This is a genomic window from Desulfosporosinus fructosivorans (assembly GCF_004766045.1).
Classification (GTDB): domain Bacteria; phylum Bacillota; class Desulfitobacteriia; order Desulfitobacteriales; family Desulfitobacteriaceae; genus Desulfosporosinus; species Desulfosporosinus fructosivorans.
Map to the genome: position 1 here is coordinate 251,544 of NZ_SPQQ01000007.1, position 26,073 is coordinate 277,616.

Consider the following 26,073-nt stretch of genomic DNA (forward strand, 5'->3'; position numbering starts at 1 on the left):
ACTATAAGACGTGATATAATGGGGTGAATCAAAAAGGTGTTGAAGTAGGCATAGTGTGTAAGCCACAACTTGTTTAAGTCTCGCCTTAGATGTACAATAAACTAAGAAGAATTACAAATTATCAAGTGAAAATTAATAGATTACAATGATCTATCGTAATATATGAATAATTTATTAAAAGAAAAGGAGACTGGAGTATGGAATTCCAGTTACATGCCCCCTATGAAGCAGCAGGGGATCAACCTCAAGCCATAGATGCTCTGGTCGCTGGGGTGAATGAAGGGAAGCGTCATCAGACATTATTGGGGGTCACAGGATCAGGAAAGACCTTTACGATGGCGAATATAATTACGAAGGTGCAGAGACCGACTCTTATACTTGCGCATAACAAAACTTTGGCGGCCCAACTTTATAGCGAGTTTAAGGAGTACTTTCCTGACAATGCAGTTGAGTATTTCGTGAGTTACTATGATTATTACCAACCCGAGGCTTACGTGCCCTCTAGTGATACGTTTATTGAAAAAGACGCCTCAATTAATGATGAAATTGAGAAATTGCGTCACTCAGCGACTGCTGCGCTGCTGGAGCGGCGTGATGTGATCGTCGTAGCTAGCGTCTCCTGTATCTACGGTTTAGGTTCTCCAGAAGATTACCGTGACCTCGTTCTTTCGCTACGGCAGGGACAAGTTGTGGATCGCAATGAGATTTTGCGTAAGCTGATTTCGATACAATACGATCGTAATGATATCGCCTTTGGCCGAGGTACTTTTCGTGTAAGAGGGGATGTCGTAGAGATCTATCCGGCTGCTGCCAGTGAACAAGTAATTAGGGTGGAGATGTTCGGGGACGAAATCGAGCATATGTACGAGATCAATGTATTGACGGGGGAAATCTTAGGGGAACGGCAACATGTCTCGATTTTCCCGAACTCTCACTATGTAACTGCCCGTGACAAAGTCATGGAGGCTGCGGAAAATATTGAAAAAGAGCTGGAGGAGCGAATTAAGGTCTTAGAAGCGGAGAACAAACTTATAGAAGTTCAGCGACTTGAGCAGCGGACACGCTATGATTTGGAAATGCTTAGGGAAATGGGCTTCTGTAATGGAATCGAAAATTATTCTCGCCATTTGACATTCCGCGAGGCAGGGGAGACTCCGTATACCCTGATCCATTATTTCCCCGAGGATTTTCTCCTTTTTGTGGACGAATCCCACGTTTCACTTCCTCAGGTGAGGGGGATGTATGAAGGAGACCGTTCAAGGAAAACTACCCTGGTAAACTATGGCTTTCGTCTTCCTTCTGCCTTAGATAATCGACCGCTGACGTTTGCCGAGTTTGAACGAACGATTAAACAAAGCGTCTATGTCACGGCAACACCTGGACCGTACGAATTGGCGCACTGTCCTACGCTTGTGGAGCAAATTATTCGCCCAACAGGGTTGTTGGATCCTGAGGTTATTGTTCGCCAGACTAAAGGGCAGATTGATGATTTACTTGGGGAAATCAGAGCACGGATCGCTAAGGATGAACGGGTCCTTGTTACAACGTTAACCAAGAAAATGGCTGAAGATCTCACAGATTACTTTAAAAACCTAGAAATTAAGGTAAAGTACCTTCATTCAGATATTAAGACACTTGAACGTGTGGAGATCCTTCGGGAGCTTCGCCTAGGAGCAATTGACGTAGTTGTTGGGATTAACCTCTTGAGGGAAGGACTGGATTTACCAGAAGTTTCCCTAGTCGCCATTCTCGACGCAGATAAAGAAGGGTTCCTTAGGTCAGACCGCTCTCTCATCCAGACCATAGGGCGTGCAGCACGCCATGCCCAAGGCAAGGTCATTATGTATGGAGATAAGATCACAAGATCGATGCAAATTGCCCTCGACGAAACAAATAGACGCCGGGCCATACAAATGGCTCATAACGAGAAACTGGGGATTACTCCTGAAACGATTCATAAAGCGGTCCATGCTGCTCCAGAGGCAACTAAAGTTGCGGAACTGAAAAAGGCTTATGGTTCAAAATTACCGCCTGAAGAGCTTGCCGCGCTCATTAAGAATCTGGAACAAGAAATGCGCCTAGCAGCTCGAGATCTCGACTTCGAACGAGCCGCTGAGCTTAGAGATGCTATGATTGAGTTAAAAGGGGAAAATAATAAATATAAAATGACGACTCAACAACGTGGGAGCAAAAGTAAAAAATATGACCATAAAGCACAGCAAAAAGAGGTGTCATACCGAAGAGGAAAGAAGTAAGGGAACGAAAAAAATTTAATGACGTTCACCAAAGCTCTCCCTTGTGTAGGTACGTCCCCAACTAAAGACTTAGGAGGCCATACCAATTATGACTCAGGACTACTTACGCGTGCGGGGCGCACGCGCTCATAATTTAAAGAACATCGACATTGACATTCCACGAGATAAACTAGTAGTAATCACCGGATTGTCTGGCTCGGGAAAATCATCTCTAGCTTTCGATACTATTTATGCTGAGGGACAGCGGCGTTACGTGGAATCTCTGTCTGCCTATGCACGCCAATTCTTAGGACAAATGGACAAGCCAGATGTCGATTCCATTGAGGGGCTTTCCCCAGCAATTTCTATTGATCAGAAGACAACTAATCGCAACCCTAGGTCTACCGTGGGCACAGCGACAGAGGTTTCAGATTACCTTCGCCTGCTTTTTGCTCGAATCGGGCACCCGCATTGTCCAAAGTGTGGTCGTGGAATTTCCCAACAAACTATTCAGCAAATGGTTGACCAGTTGATGAGTCTACCAGAGCGAACAAAACTACAAATATTGGCACCACTCGTTAAAGGGAAAAAGGGAGAACATCATAAGGTCTTTGAGGAAGCACGTAAGTCAGGCTATGTCAGGGTGCGCGTCGATGGGGAGGCAAGAGATCTCAGTGAGGATATAGATCTGGCCAAGAACAAAAAACACTCAGTTGAAGTTGTGATCGACCGCATTTCCCTAAAACCTGAGAGTGCTGAACGTTTGGCGGATTCTCTGGAGACAGCACTCAAACTCGGCGAAGGGAATGTCATCGTGGATGTCACCGACGGGAGTGAGTTGCGCTTTAGCGAAAATTTCGCATGTCCGGATTGTGGAATTGCTCTTGAAGAAATATCTCCGCGTCTTTTTTCCTTTAACAGTCCTTACGGAGCTTGCCCAGCGTGTACTGGGTTGGGAGCAAATCTCGTCGTCGATATCGACCTTCTCCTCCCTGACCGTTCCCTGTCTTTGGCGACAGGGGCGATTGCACCTTGGGCCAAATCATCTTCAAGTTATTATCCTAAGATGATGGAGGCTGTGGCTATAAACTTGGGGTTCGAGATGGATACCCCTTTGCAAGAACTCAATGAGAGTCAATGGATGGGGTTACTCTATGGAACAAAGACACCTATTTCTTTTCAATACCAAAATATATTTGATCAAGAAAAAACGTATAATACTAATTTTGAGGGGCTGGTTCCCTTCTTTGGACGTCGACACCGGGAGTCAACCTCGGACATGGTGCGTGTTGAAATAGAAGGGTATATGAGCGAACACCCTTGTCCAGAGTGTCAAGGGAAACGCCTTAAACCGGAAGCGCTAGCTGTTAAGGTCGGTGGAATCTCTATCGATGATTTGTCTCGTTTGCCAATAACAGAATCCTTAAGCTTTCTGGATTCTTTGCCCCTTACATTAAAAGAACAAACGATTGGCCACCAAATCCTTAAGGAAATCAAGGAAAGACTAGGATTTTTGCTAAATGTTGGACTGGATTACTTGACACTGGCCCGTGCGGCAGGCTCGCTCTCTGGTGGAGAGGCTCAGAGAATCCGGCTGGCGACTCAGATTGGATCAAGCCTGATGGGCGTACTATATGTTTTGGATGAGCCAAGCATTGGGCTTCACCAGCGGGATAATGCCCGTCTTCTTTCAACGTTACAACATTTACGCGACCTTGGTAATACTTTGATTGTGGTTGAACATGATGAGGATACGATGATTGTTGCAGACCATATCATCGATATTGGTCCTGGCGCAGGGGCACACGGAGGGCGAGTAGTTGCTGAGGGTACGATTGAGGAAATCAAGGCCAATAAGGAATCAATCACGGGGCAGTATTTGTGCGGTACCAAACAGATCGCAGTGCCTGAGAAACGCCGGCAGACGAACGGCAAATGGCTTGAGGTCGTTGGTGCTCGAGAAAACAACCTGAAGAATTTTACAGTGCGCGTTCCCTTAGGCTTGTTTACCTGTGTTACCGGGGTCTCGGGTTCTGGTAAGAGTACCTTGGTCAATGAGATCATATATAAAGGATTATCCGCCAAATTGAGTCGTGCGCGCCGCCGTGCTGGTGCACACGACCGCTTGGAAGGGTTAGAGCATCTAGACAAGGTTATTGATATTGACCAGTCCCCGATTGGACGCACTCCTCGTTCAAATCCAGCGACGTATACCGGAGTGTTTGATTTTATCCGCGAACTCTTTTCTATAACCCCAGAAGCAAAGATGAGGGGCTATAAGGCAGGACGATTTAGTTTTAATGTTAAAGGCGGACGGTGCGAGGCTTGCCGTGGAGATGGAATCATCAAGATTGAGATGCATTTCCTCCCGGACGTTTACGTTCCCTGTGAAATTTGCGAGGGTAAACGGTATAACCGAGAGACCTTGGAAGTACGTTACAAAGGGAAAAACATTGCTCAAGTGTTAGAGATGACGGTCGATGAAGCGGTGGAGTTCTTTCAAGTGGTCCAGAAAATTGCTAGAAAATTTCAGACGATGCAGGATGTGGGGCTTGGCTATATTCGATTAGGTCAACCCGCAACCACCTTATCCGGGGGAGAAGCACAGCGAATTAAGCTGGCCACGGAGTTGAGCCGAAGAAGTACCGGTAAAACTATTTATATCCTCGATGAACCAACCACTGGTTTGCACACAGCAGATATCGATAAACTTCTTGACGTGCTCCATCGTTTGGTAGAGGCAGGGGATACTGTGCTTGTCATTGAGCATAACCTTGATGTCATCAAAACGGCAGACTGGCTCATTGATCTTGGTCCTGAAGGGGGAAACCGGGGTGGAGAAGTAGTTATATCAGGGACACCTGAGGAGATTGCTGCTTGCCCAGCCTCTTATACTGGGCAGTATTTAAAGCGCTATTTAGAGTAGGAACATATTCGGTATTCGAATTACGAACTACAAAACTACCAAAGATGAACGAAGAACTACCAAAGAAGAACAAAGAACAAAGAACAAAGAACTGCAAAGCTGTCTCAAAGGGGAAGGAATGTCCTTTTCTCTGACGAATAGAGTTGAATAAACGAACTTAAGGGGTGGAAAAGATTTTGACAATTCGTTTAGTAGCTATGGATCTCGATGACACATTGCTAAGGGATGATTGGACGATGTCCCCGCGTGTTATAAAGGCGATACAAAAGGCCCAAGCACAAGGGGTTAAAATGACGATTGCAACTGGACGCATGACAATCTCTGCGCGTCCCTATGCAGAGCAACTAGGGTTAGATATCCCGGTGATCACATACCATGGGGCAATGATTCAACAGGTTTTAAGCGGGGACATTTTATTTCGGTGTGTTATCCCCAGCGCGTTGGCCACAGAGATCGTCGAGGATGTTGCGAGTCGAGGTGTTCATGCTCAAATCTATCTGAAAGACCGAGTCATTACTCCAAAACTCAATGATTGGTCAGCTGAATATGCGCGGATCGCGAGTGTCCGTATTGAGGAAGATGATCTGTCAATCGTACTTTCTCAGGAACCAGAAGGAGTAGAAAAAATTCTCCTCATGGGAGAGGAAGTTGACCTAGATCAATTGGCCCCCTTGTTAAGGCAATGCTATGGGGAAAAGATACACATTACAAAATCTAAGCCCTGTTTCCTTGAAATAACGGATGGCTCGGTAAATAAAGGAGTGGCTTTGGCCGCTCTGGCAGAGCACTTTGGAATTGACCAATCAGAAGTTATGGCAATCGGGGACAGCTTTAATGATTTAGAAATGATTAAATACGCAGGACTTGGTGTGGCTGTGGGAAATGCCCGCTTGGAAATTCAAGATCAAGCGGATATTATTACCGCCTCGAATGAGGAAGACGGGGTAGCAGAAGCCATAGAACGTTATGTGTTGAATGCAAATTTGTAAGTATAGACAGGAGAACCGTCCCCCTGTCTAACTTGCAGATACCCGTGTGTGGCTGCGATAAAAGATTTGTAGGTGCGCGATGTCTCGTGCTCGAAAGAAAGAGTGGAGGTAGATTTAATGAATATGAAAACAGTTCGCCAAACTGCGCGAGAAAAGCTCAAGGGCTTTTGCAGGGTTTGTCCCGAATGTAATGGTAAGGTCTGTGCTGGGGAAGTTCCAGGCATGGGAGGAGCGGGTACAGGGGCATCGTTTAAAAACAATGTAGTAGCCTTAGCCGCCTTTCGCCTAAATATGAGGACAATTCACGGAGCTAAACAACCTGATACAGAGTATGAACTATTTGGTCAAAAACTTTCGACCCCGATTCTAGGTGCACCAATTACGGGTAATAACTTTAATATGGGTGGAGCCCTAAATGAAGAAGAATGGGCAGAGGCCATAGTTCAGGGCTGCCTTACATCAGGGTCTCTAGGGTGTACAGGTGACGCCCCTGACCCCACAATGTATATTACTGGAGTAGATGTTGTCACCAAAGCAGGAGGCCGTGGCATTCCGGTAATGAAACCGCGGGAATTGGAAGAAGTCTTCAAATTCCTACGTCACGCTGAGGAGGCAGGAGCACTTGCGGTAGGCATGGACATAGATGCAGCGGGCCTAGTTTCCATGGCCGTTGGACCAAAAACCAAAGAAGAAATGAAAGCGATCATTTCCAACACGTCTTTACCGTTTATCATTAAAGGCGTCATGACGGTCGACGAAGCCGAAATAGCACTTGAAGTGGGCGCTGCAGCAATTGTGGTATCTAATCATGGTGGTCGAATGCTCGATCATACACCAGGGACAGCTGAAGTTCTTTCAAAAATTGCCAAGGCAGTAGATGGTCGAATTCCGGTGATTGTGGACGGCGGAATCCGAACTGGTGTAGACGTATTGAAAATGTTAGCCTTAGGCGCTGATGCAGTGATGATTGGCAGGCCGCTCATCACTGCCGCTTACGGCGGAGGTGCAGAGGGGGTCGCCTTAGCAATTAGGCGGATGACAAATGAACTGAAGCAAGCCATGACACTGACAGGATGTGCAACGCTAAACGATATTACCAGTAATGTATTGCTCTAAAGTATTGCAAGAAAAGTGGTACAGGCAATAATCGCCAATGATGGAATATAACTTATTAGGATACTTACTCAAAGGGGTTTGTCCGCATTTGAATTTGCTCCAATTAATTAGGACGTATTCATGAATGCGATATTCGATGTACGAAGTACGATGTTTTATTCCGGATTTCGGATATTGGATCACAAACCACTAACATCGAAATCGGGGGCAGACTTAATGTTGACAAAATATTGGCGAACATGGCGAGTAATCCTTGTAATACTGACACTTCTGACAAGTGTATATTTAAGTGGATGTCAAACGGTTACGCCAACCAAAGCGGTAGTATCTCCGCCGGAGACGAGTGGGTCTTCCCAAAAGCCTGAGTTAGCCAGTGACGGGAAAGATACTGAAATCCCGCCTTCTTCAGAGACGCCTCAGGAACCAACTGGTGAAAAGAAAGATGAAACCATACCTGAACAAAAGACTGAAACCGACTCTCAGCAAGAGACTGAAGCAGTACCTGAACAAAAAACTGAAACCATCCCTGTGGTTCCCGCAGATGAAAGTGATAAGAATCCTTCCCCTACTCCCCCACCTGCTCTGCCTCAAACACCAGTTCATCCTTATTATGGCTTAGATGGCACTCCGCCAAGTGCCCCTGGGCTGGCTATGCGTATAAGGGCTTTTAGCAAAGAGCCACAAAAAATTGCCTATTTAACGTTTGATGATGGACCCTATCCTAACACGACGCCGCGCATCCTTAAAGTTCTTCGGGATGAAGACGTGAGAGCGACATTCTTTGTATTAGGGAAGCAAGTGGAGCGCTACCCAGAACTCTTGAAAGCCGAATATGAACAAGGGGAGGGAATAGGAAATCACAGCTATTCCCATGACTATCTTTCGATTTATCGCAGTCCAGAGACCTTTTTAGCAGAAATAAAACAAACGGAGGACCTGATTTTTAAAGCAATCGGGACCCGTCCGCGAATTGTCCGAGCGCCCGGTGGAACTCAGGGGCATTTTCATATCAATTATTACAACGCCCTAGATGCTGCGAATTATTTAATTTATGATTGGAATGTCAGCGCCGGAGATGCCTCAGCCCCTCTCGTATCGGCGGACCTACTTGTTCATAATATTGAAAGTCAAGTATCAGGTAAGTCGAGAGTTATTATCCTGATGCATGACGCTGGGGATAAGGTCACGACGGTTGATGCGCTTCCACGGATTGTTAAGTATCTGAAACAACAAGGATACACCTTTGGGGTGATTACACCAAAGGTGGCTCCAGTACTTTTCCCAGGTGGCTTTAATAGCTGAATAGAATAAGGAGGCCTTAGCATTTATGCGGGGCCTCTTTCTTTTAGATCTTAATCGTTATTTTTTATTGTTAAATGCTGTATATTTTTGACTTAAAAACAAGGAGTTCCTATGTATCAGATAGAATATTACAATTTAAGTCTATATTAGAATATATCGGAGGAAGAGGACTTGGCAAGTGAAGAAGAAGTGATTAGACCCCTGACTCTATTGAAAGAGAAGGATTTTGCTCGCTTATTGACGGGACAGTTCCTTTCTGTTTTAGGGGATAAACTCCATTATGTCGCTTTAGGGGTTTTGATTTACCGACTGACAGGCAGTGCTTTAGAAGTAGGAAAGATGACGCTGGCGACATTTTTACCCTATTTGCTATTCGGACTTATCGCGGGAGCTTATGTCGATCGTTGGAACAAGAAAAAGACGATGATTACTGCCGATTTACTAAGGGCAGTTTTTGTGGGCTTAATTCCAATTTTAATTGGTTACTCCATCAACTTAATTTATTTATTAACGTTTTTCAGTACAACAGCGAACTTGTTCTTCAGCCCAGCAAAAATGGCAGTCATTCCAGCAATATTTACTAAAGAAAAAATTCTTACTGCAACTTCTTTATCAGAAACCGTGGAAAACATTACGGAAATTATGGGGTATGCTCTAGCGGGTGTGTTTATCATGTTTATCCCAATCCAAAAGATATTTTATTTCGACGCCTTGACCTTCTTGCTTTCGGCTGCCTTAATATTTTCTATGAAATTTAGCTTTGAATATCAAGACCAAGCTAAGTTGAACTTAGAGATGGAAGCCAAGTCACACATCTTTAAAGATATTCTGGAGGGATTAGACTACATAAGGAAAACGAAAATCCTAGCTCATACTCTAGTTACCTACTGTCTGGCGTTACTTGTCTTCAGTGGCTTTAATCCCCTGATCTTTGTGTATGCTCTAGATACATTGAAGACATCGAGCGTCGGACTGGGAATTCTCGAAGCGAGTTCGGCGGTTGGCATTACGGTAGGTTGTATAGCAATTAGCGTCTGGGGAAACTACATAAATAAACAAAAACTAATCCTCTGGGGATATTTTATATCTGGTCTAACAATCGGAATCCTAGGAATCTTTCCTGCATATATTTTCGCGCTTATAGGTTTTTTCATAGCAGGAGTATCTAATGCCATGTTTTTAATTCCGATCCAAAGCATTTTTCAGGAAGAAACAGCAGCTCCTATGCGAGGCAGAGTCTTCAGCGCTCGTTTTGCATCAACTCGCATTGCTTTTATGGGATCCGTTGCTTTGTTATCTTATGGTGCCACACAAATCGGAGTAGAAAAGGTTTACTTGTTATCAGGATCGACGTTACTACTTGGAACACTTTTGTTGTTCGGACTTGCTTCTGCAGATGCCAAGACTGCTTCCAAGAGCTCTGAGACAATTTGATAAAAGTTACGTCCTATGCCGCTGCACGAACTAGTAGATGAATGGTCATTGGGGGCAGTAAAAACTCTAGAATAACAAAGAACAGTAACTAAACTAGGAGAAACTATCCTATTTAGTTACTGTTCTTTGTTATTCTAAAATATAATTACGACTGCTCGTGCAATCTGGCACAACAATTGCAATAAAGAGTCTAAACCGCTATACTTAAGGCGAAGGGGGTTGTTAATTTTGCGTGTACTTTTGGTTGCTATTAATGCGAAATATGTTCACACAAATCTAGCCCTTCGCTATTTGCGTGGAGAGATCAACGCTATTTACCCTGACGTTCTGCTTCGGGAATTTAGCATTAACGACCGTCTTGATCGAATTGCTGGAGAGATTTATGAAGCCAAGGCGGATGTCATTGGCTTTTCGTGTTATATCTGGAACGTTAAAGAAATTAGGGCCTTGATCAGGCAACTTCATCCTGTCTGTCCGAATGTGAAATTTGTCATTGGGGGTCCGGAAGTTTCTTTCGAGTCCGAGGAGTTTCTACTCGAGCATCCGGAGGTGGATGTCCTTGTTATAGGTGAAGGGGAAAAAACATTTTTAGAGCTGCTCAACACGTGGGAGGGCGGGGAAGATCTCTCTCAGGTCTCAGGCATTGCTTGGAACAAGAACGGAAAAATTATCATGAATTCACCCCGACTTGAATCCTCAGATTTAAACGATCTCCCGGATCCCTATACAGAGGATGAGGACTTCACAGGCCGCCTTGTCTATTTTGAGACCACTAGAGGCTGTCCGTATAATTGTCAGTACTGCTTGTCCTCAACCTTCAAGGGGGTCCGTTTCTTAGAGCCTGAACGGTTTCGCCTCATGTTTCGTCAAATACTTAAAAAAGGTGCCACGACCATCAAGTTTGTAGATCGGACCTTTAATGCTAATAAGGCTCATGCTTTAAAGATTTTGGACATTGTAAGGGAAGAAAGCAAACTCTTTCCAGACGTTCAATCAATTCGAGTTCATTGCGAAATGGCAGGGGATCTCTTTGATGAAGAATGGATGGATTATTTCAGGGCTTATCCGCGTGGTTTAATACAGTTGGAAATCGGCGTACAGTCTACCCATAAACCGACACTTAGAATTGTTGCGCGCCCTCAAAACTTTGAGGAATGGAAAAAATACGTGCCAGTAATGAAGGCTTTAGAGATACCTCTCCATCTTGACCTGATTGTCGGGTTACCAGAGGAGAACTGGACAACTTTCCGGACTTCATTTAACGATGTATACCGAGTGAAACCGGATATGCTTCAGCTCGGATTTCTGAAAGTACTTAAAGGATCGGGACTTCGTCTGCAAAGCAATCGTTATGGCCTCGTGTATGCCCCTGATCCGCCCTATACTATTTTAGAAACCCCAGTATTGTCTCATGGTGAAATACTTCAACTATTACGCATGGAAGACCTACTTGATAAATATTATAACTCAGGGAAGTTTTCACACGCTTTGGCTGAAGTTCTAAAACTGTTTCCAACCCCGTTTGATTTTTACCATGGGTTTGCTGCGCTTTGGAACACTAATGGTTGGTTTCAGCGACAGTGGCAGGGTAAAGCCCTCTTTGACAAGTTGTGGGGATTTATTGAGGGGGTTCAGGAAGTCTCTATACGAGAGAAGATCTGTGACGCCTTGCGTTTTGATTATTACCTTTGGGAGCGTCCCAACACCATACCAGATTATCTTCGACTCGCTGATAGTTTGGAGACTGCGTCTAAAACTACAGAGGATGAAATCCGCCGAGATGGTTATTGGGAAACACTAATTCCGGAGATTAAAAAGATGGACCGTCGTCAGTGGAATCGCAATACTGCGGTCGCCTATTTCACCTCGGATGTATTACAGGTCGAGGGACTGCCAGTGCCGTGTTGGTATCTTTTCCACTATCAACAGGGGAAGGTAAAGGCTTACCGGTATGAGGATACTAGTCAGAAAGTATAAACTTACGTTTATTTTTCTGGAAGGGCCTTCTAGCCATCACGCGCCCAAACCATCTTTGGCGGTGTACTAACCTCAAACGCCCTGTTTGTCATGGCAAGGTAGACTTTTAACATCCTTGGCCTACTACGCATCAGTACAACTAAGGCGACAACCCAGGACTTGTCTAGTGTGGAATGCGCCATGGATGGCAGTGGCATTCGACTGGCCGCCAGCCAATTCTTCTTTATGATTGGAGTGCAGAGCAATGACGTCTCAATCTTTCTTGCGTAAAAACATCATCATTTGGGGGTGTATCTTCGCCTTATTCCTAGTTGTCACTGGGTGCACGAGAGCACCCCAGACTGGACAACCAGGTGGACCCGCCCCTGCGGTGGTAGATATCTGGCATTCCTTACAAGGGGCAGAAGAAGATGCCTTACAGAGACAGATTCAAACGATCATGAAGACCTACCCAGAGGCGATTATTAAACTCAGATATGTGCCAGAACAAAACTTTGTGGCTTTTTCTTACCAGGCGCAAGCAGGTGGGGAAGGCCCCGAGATTTTTATTGCTTCAAGAGAGATTATCCGCCAACTTTATGAACAGGGTACGCTGGCCAAAACTGCGTATATCGATCAAGATGCATTCCCAGCCACCCTATCTGCTTTTCAATTTGGGGGTGTGGGATATGCTTCACCTTGGTTGACAGATATTCCTTTACTCTATTTCCGTACGGATACGGCAAGTGTTCCGGTCAATTTGGGCGACCTTTTCTCTAAAGGGGGAGTTTCCATTGTCAAGCCAGATACTGCCACACTTTCAACATGGTGGAATGGGCAAGGCGGACGGTTGCTAGATGCAAGCAAGCCAGTCATGGATGATCCCAGTAATATCGCATTTCTTAAACAGCTCTTAGCCTGGCGAGGGGCCGAAAGCCTTCGTATTGATCCCTCTGCGCTCAATACCTTTGCGGCCGGAACAACACCCTTCATGATCGCTGGGGCCAGTCAGGCCAAATTCTTAACCCAACAAAATGTACCTTGGGGTTCCATGCCACTGGCCGAATTAGTTGGTGGGCAAGGACAAACACTTTTAGGCCCAACACTAGGGATTGCGAATTCCGCCGTTAAAACGAATGAAGCTATGATGCCTGTGATTCAGCTCGTTGAAAAGGCCCTGCTGACACCGGAAGTGGAAGAGGTAATGCTGCAAGCGGGACAACTTCTTCCAGCTAATAAGGGCTACTATCTACGCCCAGAAGCTCTGAAAGGCGTCTTTCCACAAGCAAATATTGCCCTTGCTAAGGCTTGGTCTCTAGACTCAATGGCCCCAGAGTGGAAGCTGATTCCCCTTCAAGATACGGCATGGAGCAATGTAGTTGTAGGCAATTTTACTCCAGAGGATGCCCTAGCTGGTGCGCAAGGAGAAGCAATCAAAGCCTTAGCACCCAAGTGACAAACTTGATCTAAATAAGAGGAGGGATGAAAGAATGGAGATAGAAGAAGTTAAACCGGTGGGGCTAGACAAAAAAGGAGTAGAGCTAATTGTCATCACGGGCTTATCGGGCGCTGGGAGGACCCAGGCCATGCAAAGTCTTGAAGACCAAGGATTTTTCTGTGTCGACAATTTACCGCCTAGCTTTCTTGTGAAATTCGCGGAACTATGTGCTCAGTCCAGGGGGAAAGTCTCTAAAGCTGCCATTGTTTGCGATTTGCGTGGTGGAGAGTTTTTTGAATCACTCAGTGAAGCCTTAGGAAATTTAGAGAAAGAAGGCTTTCATCTTGAAGTCCTCTTTCTAGACGCATCGGATGAAACGTTAATCCGCCGTTATAAAGAATCTCGACGACGGCACCCGCTTTCACCTCATGGTCGCGTTTTAGATGGAATTCAAGCAGAACGCCAGCAACTTGAGGAGTTAAGAATCCGGGCTGACAATATTATAGATACGTCTAACTTGTCCTCCCAAGAACTCCGTTGCAAAGTAGCAGAGCTGTTTTGTAAAGCGCAGGGACTGGGCCAAATGGCCGTTTCAGTGATCTCCTTTGGCTTCAAATATGGGAGTCCGATGGACGCCGACCTTGTCATGGATGTTCGTTTTCTACCGAATCCATTTTACATTCAAGAGTTACGTCCGCTTACCGGTGAACACGCGTTGGTTCAGGACTATGTCTTTGGAAATCCAATGGCCCAAGAGTTTATGGAGAAATACTTGGCCTTACTGGAATTCATTCTGCCCAATTACGTTCAAGAAGGAAAAAACCACTTGGTCATTGGGATTGGCTGTACGGGCGGCCAACATCGCTCGGTAGCTATCGCCGAACGAGTGGGGCAATTTTTAAAGGATCGCAATTATGACGTAAAGGTAAAACATCGCGACGCTGCTAAAAATCAAAAGGGTGGAACAGCGAGATGAAGTCTAAAAAGCATGAAGGGCTTTTACGATATTTGAAATGGCTCTACCCTAACCTGAATGTAAAAAGGTGGTTTCTTCTAGCCGTCTTTGGAATTTTTCTTTTTGCAACGGGATTTTCTGTTATGAATGATGGAGTAGCAATCGGATACGCGGAGTTACAGCTTCGGGAATTAATTTACCGGGTGACTGGAAGTACACAGCACATTGCCATACCAACGGGTGCAGTTATCAGCGTCTTGGGAATTGCTGCAATTATCATAGGGTTTAAACGCATGCTATACTCCATTATTTCCTCAGTACTCCCAGACAACGAAGGAAGAATAGTAGATGTGATTTACACTCGCAATCATTTGCTCAGAGGGCCAAAGATTGTCGTGGTTGGTGGGGGCACTGGACTTTCATCTCTCCTGCGCGGTCTTAAACAATACACTTGTAATCTCACCGCCATTGTAACGGTTTCCGATGATGGTGGCAGTTCGGGGAAATTACGTGATGAACTGGGTATACAACCACCAGGAGATGTTCGGAACTGTTTAGTGGCTTTAGCCGATACAGAGGACATTATGGAAACACTCTTCTCTTACCGTTTTGAAAGCGGAGCACTTAAGGGGCATAGCTTGGGAAACTTGCTTCTGGCAGGCCTGACTGATACCTTTGGGGATTTTCAAAAAGGCATCGAACAGGTCAGTAAAGTGTTTGCTATCCGTGGTAAGGTGTTTCCCTCCACCTTGGATCAGGTTGTCTTGATTGCGGACTTGGAGGATGGAAAGCGTGTCGAGGGAGAAACTTCGGTTCGGGTAACCGAAGGAAAGATTCATCGAGTTTACCTTGAACCCAGCGATTGTCAGCCAGTACCTGAAGCCTTGCAAGCTCTTGAAGAGGCAGATCTTATTGTTCTTGGTCCCGGAAGCCTCTATACTAGTGTTTTGCCGAATCTGTTGGTGGTAGGTCTCAGAGAAAAAATCCGAGAAGTAAAGGCTCCTTGTGTATATGTATGTAATGTTATGACGGAAAAGGGTGAGACGGACGGTTACCGGGTGTCTGACCACCTAAAAGCAGTTCTAGATCATTGCGGTCCAGGTTTTGTGGATGCAGTCCTTGCCACCAAGGGGAAAATTGATGCACCGCTTTTAAAACGGTACATAGCTGAAGAAGCTGTTCCAGTTATTACTGACCCCAAAGAGGTTGAGCAACTGGGTGCCAAGTATTATGAGGCTAATCTAGTCCAAGCTGGCAATGTCGTTCGCCACGATCCGGACCGCTTGGCCAAGGAACTAATTCGTTTGCTATTTCGTTTAAAACCGATGGGAGAGCGCATTGCCTTAGTCGATTCTTACTTGCTCACTCGAAAGTTAGGCAAAGATTCGTAGGAATGTGCGAAGCACGAGGAAAGAAACGAGAAGCATGATTTGCGTTATTCATACCTCGCGCATGCCTCGAGCATCGATAGAAGGGGGGGGCCGGATTGTCCTTTAGTGCTGACACCAAAGAAGAACTTGCGCGCTTAGGCGGTCAGAAATCATGTTGTGAGTTATCGGAACTGGCGGCGTTAGTCCGCATGGATGGAACCCTCCAAATTAGTGCTCATCAACAGTACACGCTGAATGTGACGACCGAGAGTGCTCCAGTGGCACGTAAGATTTTTCGCTTGGCTAAGGACGTGCTCAAGCGTCCAGTGGATATTGTGGTCAGGCGCAAGCTTAGGCTCCGAAAAAATAATTCCTACATGGTTAGAATCTACCTTCGCGGACTGGAAGACTTAAAAAACCTTGGTCTGGTTGATGAAGAAGGACAAATTCTTCATGAAATTGCTCCGAGTCTGATTAAAAAGCGCTGTGATCAAAAAGCATATTTACGAGGGGCCTTTTTGGCTGGAGGCTCAATTAATAATCCAGAAGGAACTTATCACCTGGAAATTGTCAGTAATGATGAGCAACATGCCGATGCGTTATGTCAGTTGGTCAATCGTTTTAAATTAGGTGCTAAAGTTAGTAGACGAAAGAACTGGTATGTGGTCTATATCAAAGAGAGTGAACATATTGTTGAGTTCATTGGCTTTATTGGAGCACATCATGCCTTGCTGGAATTTGAAAACGTTCGCGTGCTTAAAGATGTAAGGAACCAAGTCAATCGCCTAGTAAATTGTGAGACCGCCAATCTTGATAAAGTTGTGGATGCGGCAGTGCGTCAGATGGAAAACATCCAACTAATTGTCGATACAATGGGCTTACAGTCGTTACCACCCAACCTACGAGATATGGCGGAGCTTCGACTGGAGTATTCTGATGCCAGCCTAAAAGAACTTGGAGAAATGCTGCGGCCAAAAGTTGGTAAATCTGGCGTCAATCACCGAATGAGAAAAATCGATGAATTGGCTGAACGGATTCGAAGCCAAAAAGCGGGAAATATATAGACTAGGGACCAATCGTGGTTAAGGTTGGATAATTCATGGTTAGGATAGTGGTATTTCAGGTAGGGGTATTCAACATTAACCTACAGGATACGGATCAAACCGAGAATTTGGAGGGGAAAAAAGTGCGGTTAGGGTATGGCTTGAATTTAGAGCAAACTCAAAAACTCATCATGACTCCAGAACTACGCCAGGCAATTACTATTTTACAGTTGTCCGCACTCGAACTTTCCTCGTATGTTGAGGAGCAGCTGCTGGAAAATCCTTTGTTGGAGACCCAGGAAGAAAGTCCGGATATCAAAGAAGATGTAGAACCAACAGTAGAAGAGGAACGTCCAGCAGAAGAAAAGTGGGAAGTGGATTGGCAGGATTATTTTCATGACCAAGATGAAAATCGCGTTCGTCAGGAACGAGTGGTGGTGGATGAAAAACAACGTTTTGATCCCTTCATTGCTGCATCGCCTACGCTTCTAGAACACTTACTGGAACAACTTCATGTACAGAAAGTCTCGGCTTCGTTGCCCGTAGCAGAGTATATTGTGGGTAACTTGAATGATAATGGTTGTCTTGAATTAACGTTAGAAGAAATTGCTCATGAAACCCATGTTTCACTGCAAACGGCTGAAGAAGCGTTAGCTTTGGTTCAGACGCTTGATCCTTTGGGGGTGGGGGCTCGAAATTTAGAGGAATGTCTTCGCTTGCAGTTGCCGCTCCTTCCAAGCTATCCACCTGAATTACCAGAGTTATTGAAGTATCTTGAAGATTTGGCAGCAGGGCGTCTGCAACGCATTGCTCATGCCCTGAAGATATCCGTAAGTAAAGTACAAGAACTGGCGGATTTAGTGCGTAAACTAGATCCGAAGCCAGGCCTAAGCTATTCAGGCCCTGGAGATGTGCGCTATGTCGTCCCAGATGTTGTCATCGAAGAAATCGAAGGAGAATTTATTATTCTGGTTAATGACATAACCGTTCCCCGTTTAGGGATCAACAAAGCCTACCGTGAGGCACTAAGCCTTGAAGAGGGGACTGACACACGAAAATTCGTTGAACAGAAACTGAACGCTGCAGCTTGGCTTATTCGAAGTATTGAGCAACGGCGCCTGACACTATATAAAGTAGCTAATGCCATAGTGAAGTGGCAACGGGAATTTCTCCTCTCGGGGATTCGTTACCTAAAGCCGCTTACATTGAGAGATATTGCTGAGGAAATCGGAGTTCATGAGTCGACGGTTAGTCGGGCGACAGCCCATAAATACATCCAGACGCCTCGGGGTATTTTTGAATTTAAGTTTTTCTTTGCCAGTAGCATGGGTAGAGGGCATAATAATGAATCAAGTATCACTACCGAGGGGATCAAACTCGCTTTGCGCGATATCATTTCTACAGAAAACCCAAAAAGCCCTTATTCTGATCAGAAATTAGCTGACCTTCTCAAAGATAGAAATATGGAAATTTCAAGGAGGACAGTGGCTAAGTACCGTGACGAGTTGGGGATCGCGGCGACAACTGTTCGGAAGAGATACTAGGACTTGTGTGACACAGCGCTCGGTGCATACGACGCAGAGCAAACTAACCGTTCAAGCTCTTGTCTCTGAAGATCGGGGTTCATCCTTCGGCGGATAGTATTCTTTTAAAGAACACGCCTACGGCGATAATCTCCACTGGAGACTATCGTGCCAAATGCGCCGTCCTTGGCGCAATGAGGGCCGAACATCCTTGTTCGCTGCCCCGTTTCTGGGGTCGCTTTCGCGGAGTTTGCTAATCTGCTGACGTAAAGACGTCGCGCTGTGTGACACTGCGCCCCGGGCTTGGAACGATTGGAGAAATCGCGAGACACTCGGTCAGCCGCTACGGTCGTGGGCTAAAATTAAAAGATTAAACCTTAAAGGGTATTGAAATATTAGATAAAAAAGAATATACTGACATCAAGTCCCAACCCCCTCTCAAACTTGAGTTTGTGTTTCAAGAGTTTTTTAAAAAAAAATTATATAAGGCTAGAGTAAAAGAGAAGCCGAGATTCCGCTGTGATTCGAAATAACGAATTACTAGCAGAATTTGGGCTTCTCTTTTTGACTGAATAATATAATAGAATATTCTGACATTAACTACAACACATTTTTCTAGTTGTGTGTTTGTGCTTGAGATATTGGACTTGAGAACGGGGGTGAGCCCAATTATTTGAGGGATTTGATCATGTAAAGATAAAGAAAGGAGGAGTGGAGACTTTTATAAATTCACTTTGAACAGTAATGGATAAAGTAAATTTAAAATAAGGAGGAGTCTTGAGATGACAGCGAAATTCTTAGCTGAAATGATAGGAACGATGATTATTCTTTTATTTGGCTCTGGGGTAGTTGCTAACGTCCTATTAAGCAAGACCAAAGGGAATAATGGTGGCACATTTATGATTACTTTAGGATGGGCAGTTGGAGTTCTCTTAGCAATTTATGCCACAGGCCCAATCAGTGGAGCACACTTAAATCCAGCTGTAACGATTGGTTTGGCTTCAATTGGACAGTTTTCTTGGGCAGAGGTGCCATTCTATATCGTGGCTCAGTTCTTGGGTGCATTTATTGGAGCTGTGCTAGTTTACTTGGCTTATCTGCCGCATTGGGAGGCAACTGAAGATAAGGGATTGAAATTAGCCGTTTTTAGCACTGGCCCAGCCATTAGAAATTATCCACTTAACATGTTGACAGAAGTCATAGGTACCTTTATTCTGGTTTTTGTAGGACTTGCCATTGGAATTTCGAAAGGTGCTGTGACTAGTGGGCTTAATCCCCTTTTGTGGGGCTTCCTAGTTTGGGGACTTGGCGTATCCTTCGGGGGCCCTACCGGTTATGCGATTAACCCAGCGCGGGATTTAGGTCCTAGAATCGCCCACTTCTTATTGCCAATTCATGGTAAGGGTCCCTCGGATTGGGCGTACTCATGGGTGCCTGTTGTCGGTCCAATCATAGGCGGAGTTTTGGGTGCTATTATGTACAAAATGGTGTATGTGGGATAGTAATATTCGTGTTAATAAAGCTTTGACTAATTTGACTAAAAAGAAGGAGGGTGGATTCACTATGAAAAAGTACGTTATGGCCCTTGACCAAGGTACCACCAGTTGTCGAGCTATCCTTTTTGACAAGGATAGTAAAATTGTTGGTGTAGCTCAAAAGGAGTTTACTCAGATTTATCCTAAGGCAGGTTGGGTTGAACATAATCCTGATGAAATTTGGAGCACACAGTATGGAGTCATCGCAGAGCTCATTGCGAAAACAGATATTAAAGTCGATGAAATTGCATCCATCGGAATTACTAATCAGCGTGAAACGACGGTGGTCTGGGATAAAAATACGGGTAAACCTGTGTATAACGCAATTGTATGGCAGTGTCGCAGAACAACAGACATTTGTGACGATTTGAAGGCCAAGGGTTATGAAGATATGGTTCGAGAAAAAACAGGTCTCGTGGTAGATGCTTATTTTTCTGGAACGAAGGTAAAATGGATTTTAGATAATGTTGAAGGAGCTCGTGCTAAAGCTGAAAAGGGTGAGCTGCTGTTTGGAACGACGGATACCTGGTTAATCTGGAAACTTACCGGCGGTAGAGTACATGTCACAGATTATTCGAATGCCTCTCGAACTATGATGTTTAATATTCGCGAATTGTTTTGGGATAAAGAATTACTGAAGATGCTTGACGTGCCACAAGAAATGTTGCCCGAGGTGCACAATTCTAGCGAAGTTTATGGTAACACAGATGCAGGAGTATTCTTGGGTTATGAGATTCCCATTGCAGGTATAGCTGGTGACCAGCAAGCAGCCTTGTTTGGTCAAGCGTGCTATGAACCAGGTGATGCTAAAAATACCTATGGTACAGGTTGCTTTATGCTTATGAATACAGGAAGTAAAATACACACCTCGAAACATGGATTGTTGACCACCATTGCGTGGGGTATTGATGGCAAGGTGGAATATGCCTTAGAAGGCAGTATCTTTATTGCGGGGGCAGCAATTCAGTGGCTGCGGGATGGCATGAAATTAATTGATGGTGCTGCAGATTCTGAGTATTATGCCAAAAAGGTCAAGGATACGGATGGAGTTTATTTTGTTCCTGCTTTTGTTGGCTTGGGTGCTCCTTATTGGGATATGCGCGCTAGGGGAGCCATTTTTGGCTTAACTCGGGGAACAACAAAATATCATATTATTCGTGCGGCTTTGGATTCCCTCGCTTATCAAACTAAAGATGTTTTAGGTTCCATGGAGTCCGATTCTGGAATTTCCTTAAAGTCGTTGAGAGTTGATGGCGGTGCTGTAGCTAATGACTTGCTTATGCAGTTCCAAGCAGATATTCTAGGAACACGGGTTGATCGTCCTGAAATTATTGAGACGACAGCATTGGGAGCCGCCTACCTCGCAGGTTTAGCGGTTGGTTTCTGGACGAGCAAAGAAGAATTGGCAAATCGTTGGTTACTCAATCGGCGTTTTGAACCTGAGATGGATGAGGAAAAGAGAGCGAAACTCTATAAGGGATGGTTGAAAGCGGTCGATCGGACTAAAGACTGGGATGACGATTAAGACTAAGACTAAGACTAAGACTAAGGACTCTGTTGCAATTTATTCTATGAAGATGGCAAGATGAATATTAGGCAGTCGGCAAGCTCTTTGGAACCTGACTTAACTGGTTATTGATGGGCGTGAAATAATAATATAAAGGCGGCTCAGAGAATAAGTGAAGCCACCAAAGAAGCCATTGCGAATCAACGGTTTCTTTGGTGTTTTTTAATTTGGGCAAGCAAGGAGAAGATACGGATGCGTGAGATCGATACTAACGTTGTGGTAATTGGAGGAGGAGCGACAGGGGTCGGTATACTGAGAGACCTTAGTCTACGTGGAATACCAGCGCTCTTGTTAGAACAAGGAGATTTGGCACATGGGACAAGTTCACGCTTCCACGGCCTTTTGCACAGTGGCGGGCGTTACGTGGTCAAAGATGATAAAACAGCGCAAGAGTGTATTGCGGAAAATAAAATTTTGAAACACATTGCAGCAAATTGCATTGAAGATACTTCTGGCTGGTTTGTATATTTAGAAGGAGATGACCCAAATTATCTGCAGTCGTGGATCAAGGGGTGCTCACAAGTGGGAATACCCGTTAAAGAGATTCCACTTGAAGAGGCTTTTAGGCTCGAACCCCTGTTGACACGACAAGCAATACGCGTTTTTGAAGTGCCCGATGCTACTGTAGATGGCTTTAAATTGTTATGGGCGAACCTAAGATCCGCAGAAAAATACGGAGGAACCTACCGAACCTACTGTAAAGTTCAGTCGCTTTGGTTAGAAAATGGGCAAGTGATAGGAGTCTATGCACAAGACCTGATCACCGGTGAAACGCTACAAGTGCGTAGTAAAATTGTAGTGAATGCTGCAGGGACTTGGTCTGCTGAGATTGCTGCAATGTCTGGAGTTGATATACACATTCTAAAAAATAAAGGTTCTCTCCTTGTGTTCAACCAACGGATGTTTAACCGAGTGATCAACCGTTTGCGAATACCAGGCGATGGTGATATTTTTGTACCGCATGAAACAGTGACTATTTTCGGGACGACATCTCATACCGTAGAATTGCCGGATGATCATCAGGTTGATGAACAAGATGTAACGGCTTTGATCGAAATGGGTGAATACTTGGTGGAAGACATCGAACAACACCGTATTATTCGAGCCTTCGCCGGCATTCGCCCTTTGTATGAAAGTGCAGACGCCTCAGACCATGAAGGGAGAGGGGTTAGTCGAAATTTTTCAATCCTAGATCATGAAAAAATGGACGGGGTTCGCGGGCTTGTTAGTATTGTGGGTGGTAAATTAACGACGTATCGACTGATGGCAGAGAAAGTTACAGATTGGGTTGCCGCTAAATTAGAGGTGCATACTCCATGCCGTACCGCGGAAGAACCCTTGAAAAATGAACTGGCAACAGAAGTTTGGGATAAAGCACGTCAATTATTAGGAGCAACTGCTGCGGACAAGATGATGGAACGTTTAAACGAACAAGCAGGATCAGTCGTTGAAGCGATAGCTCGTCAACCCCTGCTTGGTCAGTTTGTCTGCGAATGTGAAATGGTCACTCAAGCGGAAGTTATTCATACCCTTAAAGATCCCGCGGTCCACTCACTTGATGATCTTCGTCGTCAGACCCGACTGGGAATGGGGACGTGTCAAGGTGCTTATTGTACGTATCGAGCAACCCCTATGATTCAGGAGGCCTTCGGAGGGTGGGAGAGAACCGTAAAAGAATATCAAATTCTATTGAGCGAACGTTGGCGAGGGATAACCCCAGTTCTTTGGGGTGAACAACTTCGTGAGAGTGAGTTGGCACGAGCTTTATATTTGAACGTTCTGGATTTCAAGGCAGAAGAAAGCGGGGAATGAACGAGATGTGGGATGCAGTAGTGGTGGGGGGAGGTTTAGCTGGCTTGATAGCTGGAATTCGAGCCACCCAACGAGGCAAAAGGGTGCTTTTGGTCACGGAAGGAGTCGGAACGCTCTTTCATTTCTCGGGAATTTTTGATTATGGAGATGTCGAAGGTTTGCGTCATTTGCCGAAACACCCCTATACTTTATTTGATTCACAGGCTATAACTCAGGGCAAACACTTCGTCCAAGAAATCTGTCCAGAGTATGTTGTGAATGACAGACCACAATCTGCCTTCAATGTCTTAGGTACAGTGCGTCAAGGAGACCTAATGCCGCGCAGCATGGTTCTTCCGGATCCACAGGAGCAAGGAGTGTTCGTACTTTTAGTGCCCGAAGGATTGAAAGATTTCTTTCCAGAGATTGTGGCCGACAACATGGCTCGAGAATTTCCAGGTTGGCAGGTGAGTGTGAAAAGGATGCAAGTGGATGCTCTTCAGGAATGGACCCGACTGGGTAAGAGTGTGACGAGTATTGATTATGCAGATATATGGAGGTCAGAAGAGGGTTATAGAGCTCTCGCTCATGAAATTGATGAGATTAAAAGACAGTTTCAGGACGCAGGCCGGTCGCAAGGGAAGATTGTCGTAGTTCTTCCCAGTCTGGTAAGGGAGTACTTTGATGCTTCACGCACAAAATTCTATAGGAATGAATTTTCTTTACCGGTCTTAGAAATGAGTTCATTTGTGCCCAGCCCACATGGCCGATATTTCGCTGAATATCTAAAGCATATATTTACCGATTTAGGCGGTGAATTGATGATCGGGGCTCGTGCGGTATCTTTAAAAGGAGAGTTAAATTCCGAAGGTCACGCTAAGATATGCCAAGAACTTGTAGTTCGTAGTATGGGTAAATTGATGCGTTTAAAAGGCAAAAAGTTTATCTTAGCGACAGGCGGGCTCTTAGGTGGAGGAATCAAAGTGGGTATGGCGAGAAGGTCAATACGTGAAAGTGTTTTTGATCTTCCTCTATTTATTCCGCAGGAGTGGAGTGTGCCCCAGTTCCTAGCTCCTCAGCCGTATGCCCAGATCGGCGTAGAAACGGATCAATTTATGCGTCCCCTTGATCCTGTAAGTGGACAAGTGGTTTGGGATAATGTTCATGTCGTGGGAAGAATGCTTGCCCATTGGGATCCTTGGACTCAAAGGTGCGGCGGAGGGGTATCGGTCACATCCGGTTACGCCGCAGCTGAATTAATATAGTAGATAGAACATTTTATAGGAAAGGGGGATCCTTGACTGTGGATTCAAGAGATGAATTGGCAGCTCGATTGGATGCTTGTCAAAAATGCAATGTATGTACAGCCCAGTGTCCGGTGGCTAAAGTTAACCCTCATTTTATTGGCCCAAAAGGTTTAGGTCCGGATATGGAACGTTTTCGTTTGGGTCAAACTATTCCACGGGAAACAACTTTGGATGATTGTTCTAATTGTAAGACGTGTGAAGTGACGTGTCCATCCGGTGTCAAAATAACGGAGATGATTATCGAAGCCCGAAGAGCCGCAAGTAAAGCACCACACAAAAACACACTGGGCTTGAAATTGCGCCTGAGAGGTTATGTTTTGGGTCGAGCGGAATATCTCGGTAAGCTCGGGGTTATCTGGCCAACTATGACAAACCAAATCTTAAAAATTAAACCTGTGCGCTTAGCTCTCGATAAAGTACTGTCAATCAGCAAGAGTGGCCCCTTACCAGCCTATGGAAAACCTCTGGAGGTGCTAGTTGGCAAAAGGCCAAAAATCAAAGCAAGTGATAGCAAGCAGGTTGTATATTTCCCGGGTTGTTATACGCGATATAACGAAGCGGATACGGGGCAGATTCTGATCAAAGTGTTAGAGCATGTTGGGTATAAAGTCATAATGCCTGATTTTCACTGTTGCGGCTTACCCTTGGATGCGAATGGTCAGTTTGAGAAGGCACATAAGAATGGCCTTTATAACTTAGAGTTAATGCGCCCTTATTTGGAAGCGGATATGCCGATTATTACATCCTGCACGAGCTGCGGTTTAACGCTGAAAGAAGAATATCCAAAGTTTCAGACGACTTCTGCCCAGCTCATCGGAGCCCATTCGTATGATTTATTCGAATTCCTGTGGCAGCTCTATGAAAAAGGGGAATTACCTCTTGATTTTCAAGAAGTTAAGGCGTCATACGGTTACCATCCCCCCTGCCATTTAAAGGCCCAAAGAATCGGAACACCAGTGGTGCGTATTTTGGGATTAATTTCTGGTGTAAAGATTCGCAATCTTGATGCTGGTTGTTGTGGCTTATCAGGTAGTTATGGCTTTAAAGCTGAGAAATACGACAACGCGATGAAAATTGGGAGTACACTCTTTGAAGCTATTAATGTGGGTGCAGGACGAGGAGACTTCCAAGAAATTACAACGGAATGTGGCGTGTGTAAAGTGCAAATTCAGCATGGCACGGGTATTCCTACCGACCATCCTGTGCGAATTTTAGCCAAAGCATATGGCCTTATAAACTGATAATGAATTCCTGATGCTAAAACATCGGTGCTATAGTTCAGAAATAGAAGTACTTAAATATTAAATTGAGGTATTATTCTGAAAATAATCGCAAAATAAAGGCTGATAAATTGATTTGCCTCTGAAATCTGATAAACTAAGAAACAAAATAGTAGTTTTAGTGAAACGATGATTATAGAGAGCATGGTCAAGGTGCAGGATTGGTACAATAATGAATGGGGTTATTCCAGGCGCATTTTGAATTTCATCAAGCTGATTGTCATAAAAGGCTTACAGCATAATAAATGATGCTGATATGAGAATATAGGAAGCTTACTTTAGATGGTCGACCATAAAGTAAGCTTCC

18 protein-coding genes are annotated in these 26,073 nt (G+C 44.9%); 17 read left to right on the forward strand and 1 reads right to left on the reverse strand.

All coding sequences use genetic code 11. From position 1 onward, the window contains the following. The first annotated feature begins 197 nt into the window (after positions 1-197). The 7 genes from uvrB (at position 198) to E4K67_RS19750 (ending at position 11,978) form a co-directional block, all read left to right on the forward strand. On the forward strand, positions 198-2,255 hold the full coding sequence (gene uvrB, locus E4K67_RS19720) for an excinuclease ABC subunit UvrB (protein WP_135549843.1): 2,058 nt from the start codon (positions 198-200) through the stop codon (positions 2,253-2,255). A gap of 88 nt (positions 2,256-2,343) precedes the next feature. Next, positions 2,344-5,160, forward strand: coding sequence for an excinuclease ABC subunit UvrA (gene uvrA, locus E4K67_RS19725; RefSeq protein ID WP_135549845.1), 2,817 nt, complete (start codon positions 2,344-2,346; stop codon positions 5,158-5,160). 176 nt (positions 5,161-5,336) lie between these two features. Beyond that, positions 5,337-6,149 (forward strand): Cof-type HAD-IIB family hydrolase, encoded by an 813-nt coding sequence (locus tag E4K67_RS19730; RefSeq protein WP_135549847.1) that lies wholly within the window; start codon positions 5,337-5,339, stop codon positions 6,147-6,149. A 117-nt stretch (positions 6,150-6,266) separates the two neighbouring features. Beyond that, positions 6,267-7,265, forward strand: a complete 999-nt coding sequence (locus E4K67_RS19735) for an alpha-hydroxy-acid oxidizing protein (protein WP_135549849.1) — start codon at positions 6,267-6,269, stop codon at positions 7,263-7,265. A 216-nt stretch (positions 7,266-7,481) separates the two neighbouring features. Then, positions 7,482-8,567, forward strand: a complete 1,086-nt coding sequence (locus tag E4K67_RS19740; protein WP_135549851.1) for a polysaccharide deacetylase family protein — start codon at positions 7,482-7,484, stop codon at positions 8,565-8,567. Positions 8,568-8,738: 171 nt separating this feature from the next. Beyond that, the gene (locus E4K67_RS19745; protein ID WP_158408524.1) at positions 8,739-10,001 is read left to right on the forward strand and encodes an MFS transporter; all 1,263 of its coding nucleotides are present in this window, start codon (positions 8,739-8,741) and stop codon (positions 9,999-10,001) included. A gap of 228 nt (positions 10,002-10,229) precedes the next feature. Continuing rightward, on the forward strand, positions 10,230-11,978 hold the full coding sequence (locus E4K67_RS19750) for a B12-binding domain-containing radical SAM protein (protein WP_135549855.1): 1,749 nt from the start codon (positions 10,230-10,232) through the stop codon (positions 11,976-11,978). Between the two features lie 29 nt (positions 11,979-12,007). On the opposite strand, the gene E4K67_RS29850 is transcribed toward E4K67_RS19750, so the two are convergent. Next, positions 12,008-12,175, reverse strand: a complete 168-nt coding sequence (locus E4K67_RS29850; protein ID WP_158408525.1) for a hypothetical protein — start codon at positions 12,173-12,175, stop codon at positions 12,008-12,010. 47 nt (positions 12,176-12,222) lie between these two features. On the opposite strand from E4K67_RS29850, the gene E4K67_RS19755 reads away from it, so the two are divergent. From E4K67_RS19755 to E4K67_RS19800, 10 genes are all read left to right on the forward strand, one after another. Continuing rightward, positions 12,223-13,413 carry an extracellular solute-binding protein gene (locus tag E4K67_RS19755; protein WP_135549856.1) on the forward strand — a complete coding sequence of 397 codons (1,191 nt, stop codon included), beginning with the start codon at positions 12,223-12,225 and terminating at the stop codon, positions 13,411-13,413. Positions 13,414-13,447: 34 nt separating this feature from the next. Next, positions 13,448-14,371, forward strand: a complete 924-nt coding sequence (gene rapZ / locus E4K67_RS19760; RefSeq protein ID WP_135549858.1) for an RNase adapter RapZ — start codon at positions 13,448-13,450, stop codon at positions 14,369-14,371. Further along, complete coding sequence (locus tag E4K67_RS19765; protein ID WP_135549860.1) at positions 14,368-15,741, forward strand: gluconeogenesis factor YvcK family protein; 1,374 nt, start codon at positions 14,368-14,370, stop codon at positions 15,739-15,741. The genes rapZ and E4K67_RS19765 overlap by 4 nt, the downstream gene beginning before the upstream one ends. 95 nt (positions 15,742-15,836) lie before the next feature. After that, the gene (whiA, locus tag E4K67_RS19770) at positions 15,837-16,784 is read left to right on the forward strand and encodes a DNA-binding protein WhiA (protein WP_135549862.1); all 948 of its coding nucleotides are present in this window, start codon (positions 15,837-15,839) and stop codon (positions 16,782-16,784) included. A gap of 122 nt (positions 16,785-16,906) precedes the next feature. Further along, on the forward strand, positions 16,907-18,307 hold the full coding sequence (gene rpoN / locus E4K67_RS19775; protein WP_135549955.1) for an RNA polymerase factor sigma-54: 1,401 nt from the start codon (positions 16,907-16,909) through the stop codon (positions 18,305-18,307). Positions 18,308-19,068: 761 nt separating this feature from the next. After that, positions 19,069-19,788 (forward strand): MIP/aquaporin family protein, encoded by a 720-nt coding sequence (locus E4K67_RS19780; RefSeq protein WP_135549864.1) that lies wholly within the window; start codon positions 19,069-19,071, stop codon positions 19,786-19,788. A 61-nt stretch (positions 19,789-19,849) separates the two neighbouring features. Beyond that, positions 19,850-21,346, forward strand: a complete 1,497-nt coding sequence (glpK, locus tag E4K67_RS19785) for a glycerol kinase GlpK (protein WP_135549866.1) — start codon at positions 19,850-19,852, stop codon at positions 21,344-21,346. Positions 21,347-21,580: 234 nt separating this feature from the next. Beyond that, complete coding sequence (gene glpA, locus E4K67_RS19790; RefSeq protein ID WP_135549868.1) at positions 21,581-23,200, forward strand: anaerobic glycerol-3-phosphate dehydrogenase subunit GlpA; 1,620 nt, start codon at positions 21,581-21,583, stop codon at positions 23,198-23,200. Next, a complete protein-coding gene (locus E4K67_RS19795; RefSeq protein WP_243454547.1) occupies positions 23,197-24,444 on the forward strand; it encodes an FAD-binding protein in 1,248 nt (415 codons plus the stop codon). The genes glpA and E4K67_RS19795 overlap by 4 nt, the downstream gene beginning before the upstream one ends. Positions 24,445-24,482: 38 nt before the next feature. Continuing rightward, positions 24,483-25,727: an anaerobic glycerol-3-phosphate dehydrogenase subunit C gene (locus E4K67_RS19800; RefSeq protein WP_135549870.1), complete on the forward strand. Its 1,245-nt coding sequence runs from the start codon at positions 24,483-24,485 to the stop codon at positions 25,725-25,727. Positions 25,728-26,073 lie beyond the last annotated feature (346 nt).

Coding starts and splice junctions, on each gene's coding strand:
- rapZ (WP_135549858.1), top strand. CDS start 13,448: ATGGAGATAGAAGAAGTTAAACCGGTGGGGCTAGACAAAAAAGGAGTA.
- E4K67_RS19765 (WP_135549860.1), top strand. CDS start 14,368: ATGAAGTCTAAAAAGCATGAAGGGCTTTTACGATATTTGAAATGGCTC.
- E4K67_RS19780 (WP_135549864.1), top strand. CDS start 19,069: ATGACAGCGAAATTCTTAGCTGAAATGATAGGAACGATGATTATTCTT.
- glpA (WP_135549868.1), top strand. CDS start 21,581: ATGCGTGAGATCGATACTAACGTTGTGGTAATTGGAGGAGGAGCGACA.
- uvrA (WP_135549845.1), top strand. CDS start 2,344: ATGACTCAGGACTACTTACGCGTGCGGGGCGCACGCGCTCATAATTTA.
- uvrB (WP_135549843.1), top strand. CDS start 198: ATGGAATTCCAGTTACATGCCCCCTATGAAGCAGCAGGGGATCAACCT.
- E4K67_RS19755 (WP_135549856.1), top strand. CDS start 12,223: ATGACGTCTCAATCTTTCTTGCGTAAAAACATCATCATTTGGGGGTGT.
- E4K67_RS19795 (WP_243454547.1), top strand. CDS start 23,197: ATGAACGAGATGTGGGATGCAGTAGTGGTGGGGGGAGGTTTAGCTGGC.
- E4K67_RS29850 (WP_158408525.1), bottom strand. CDS start 12,175: ATGCCACTGCCATCCATGGCGCATTCCACACTAGACAAGTCCTGGGTT.
- E4K67_RS19740 (WP_135549851.1), top strand. CDS start 7,482: ATGTTGACAAAATATTGGCGAACATGGCGAGTAATCCTTGTAATACTG.
- glpK (WP_135549866.1), top strand. CDS start 19,850: ATGAAAAAGTACGTTATGGCCCTTGACCAAGGTACCACCAGTTGTCGA.
- E4K67_RS19735 (WP_135549849.1), top strand. CDS start 6,267: ATGAATATGAAAACAGTTCGCCAAACTGCGCGAGAAAAGCTCAAGGGC.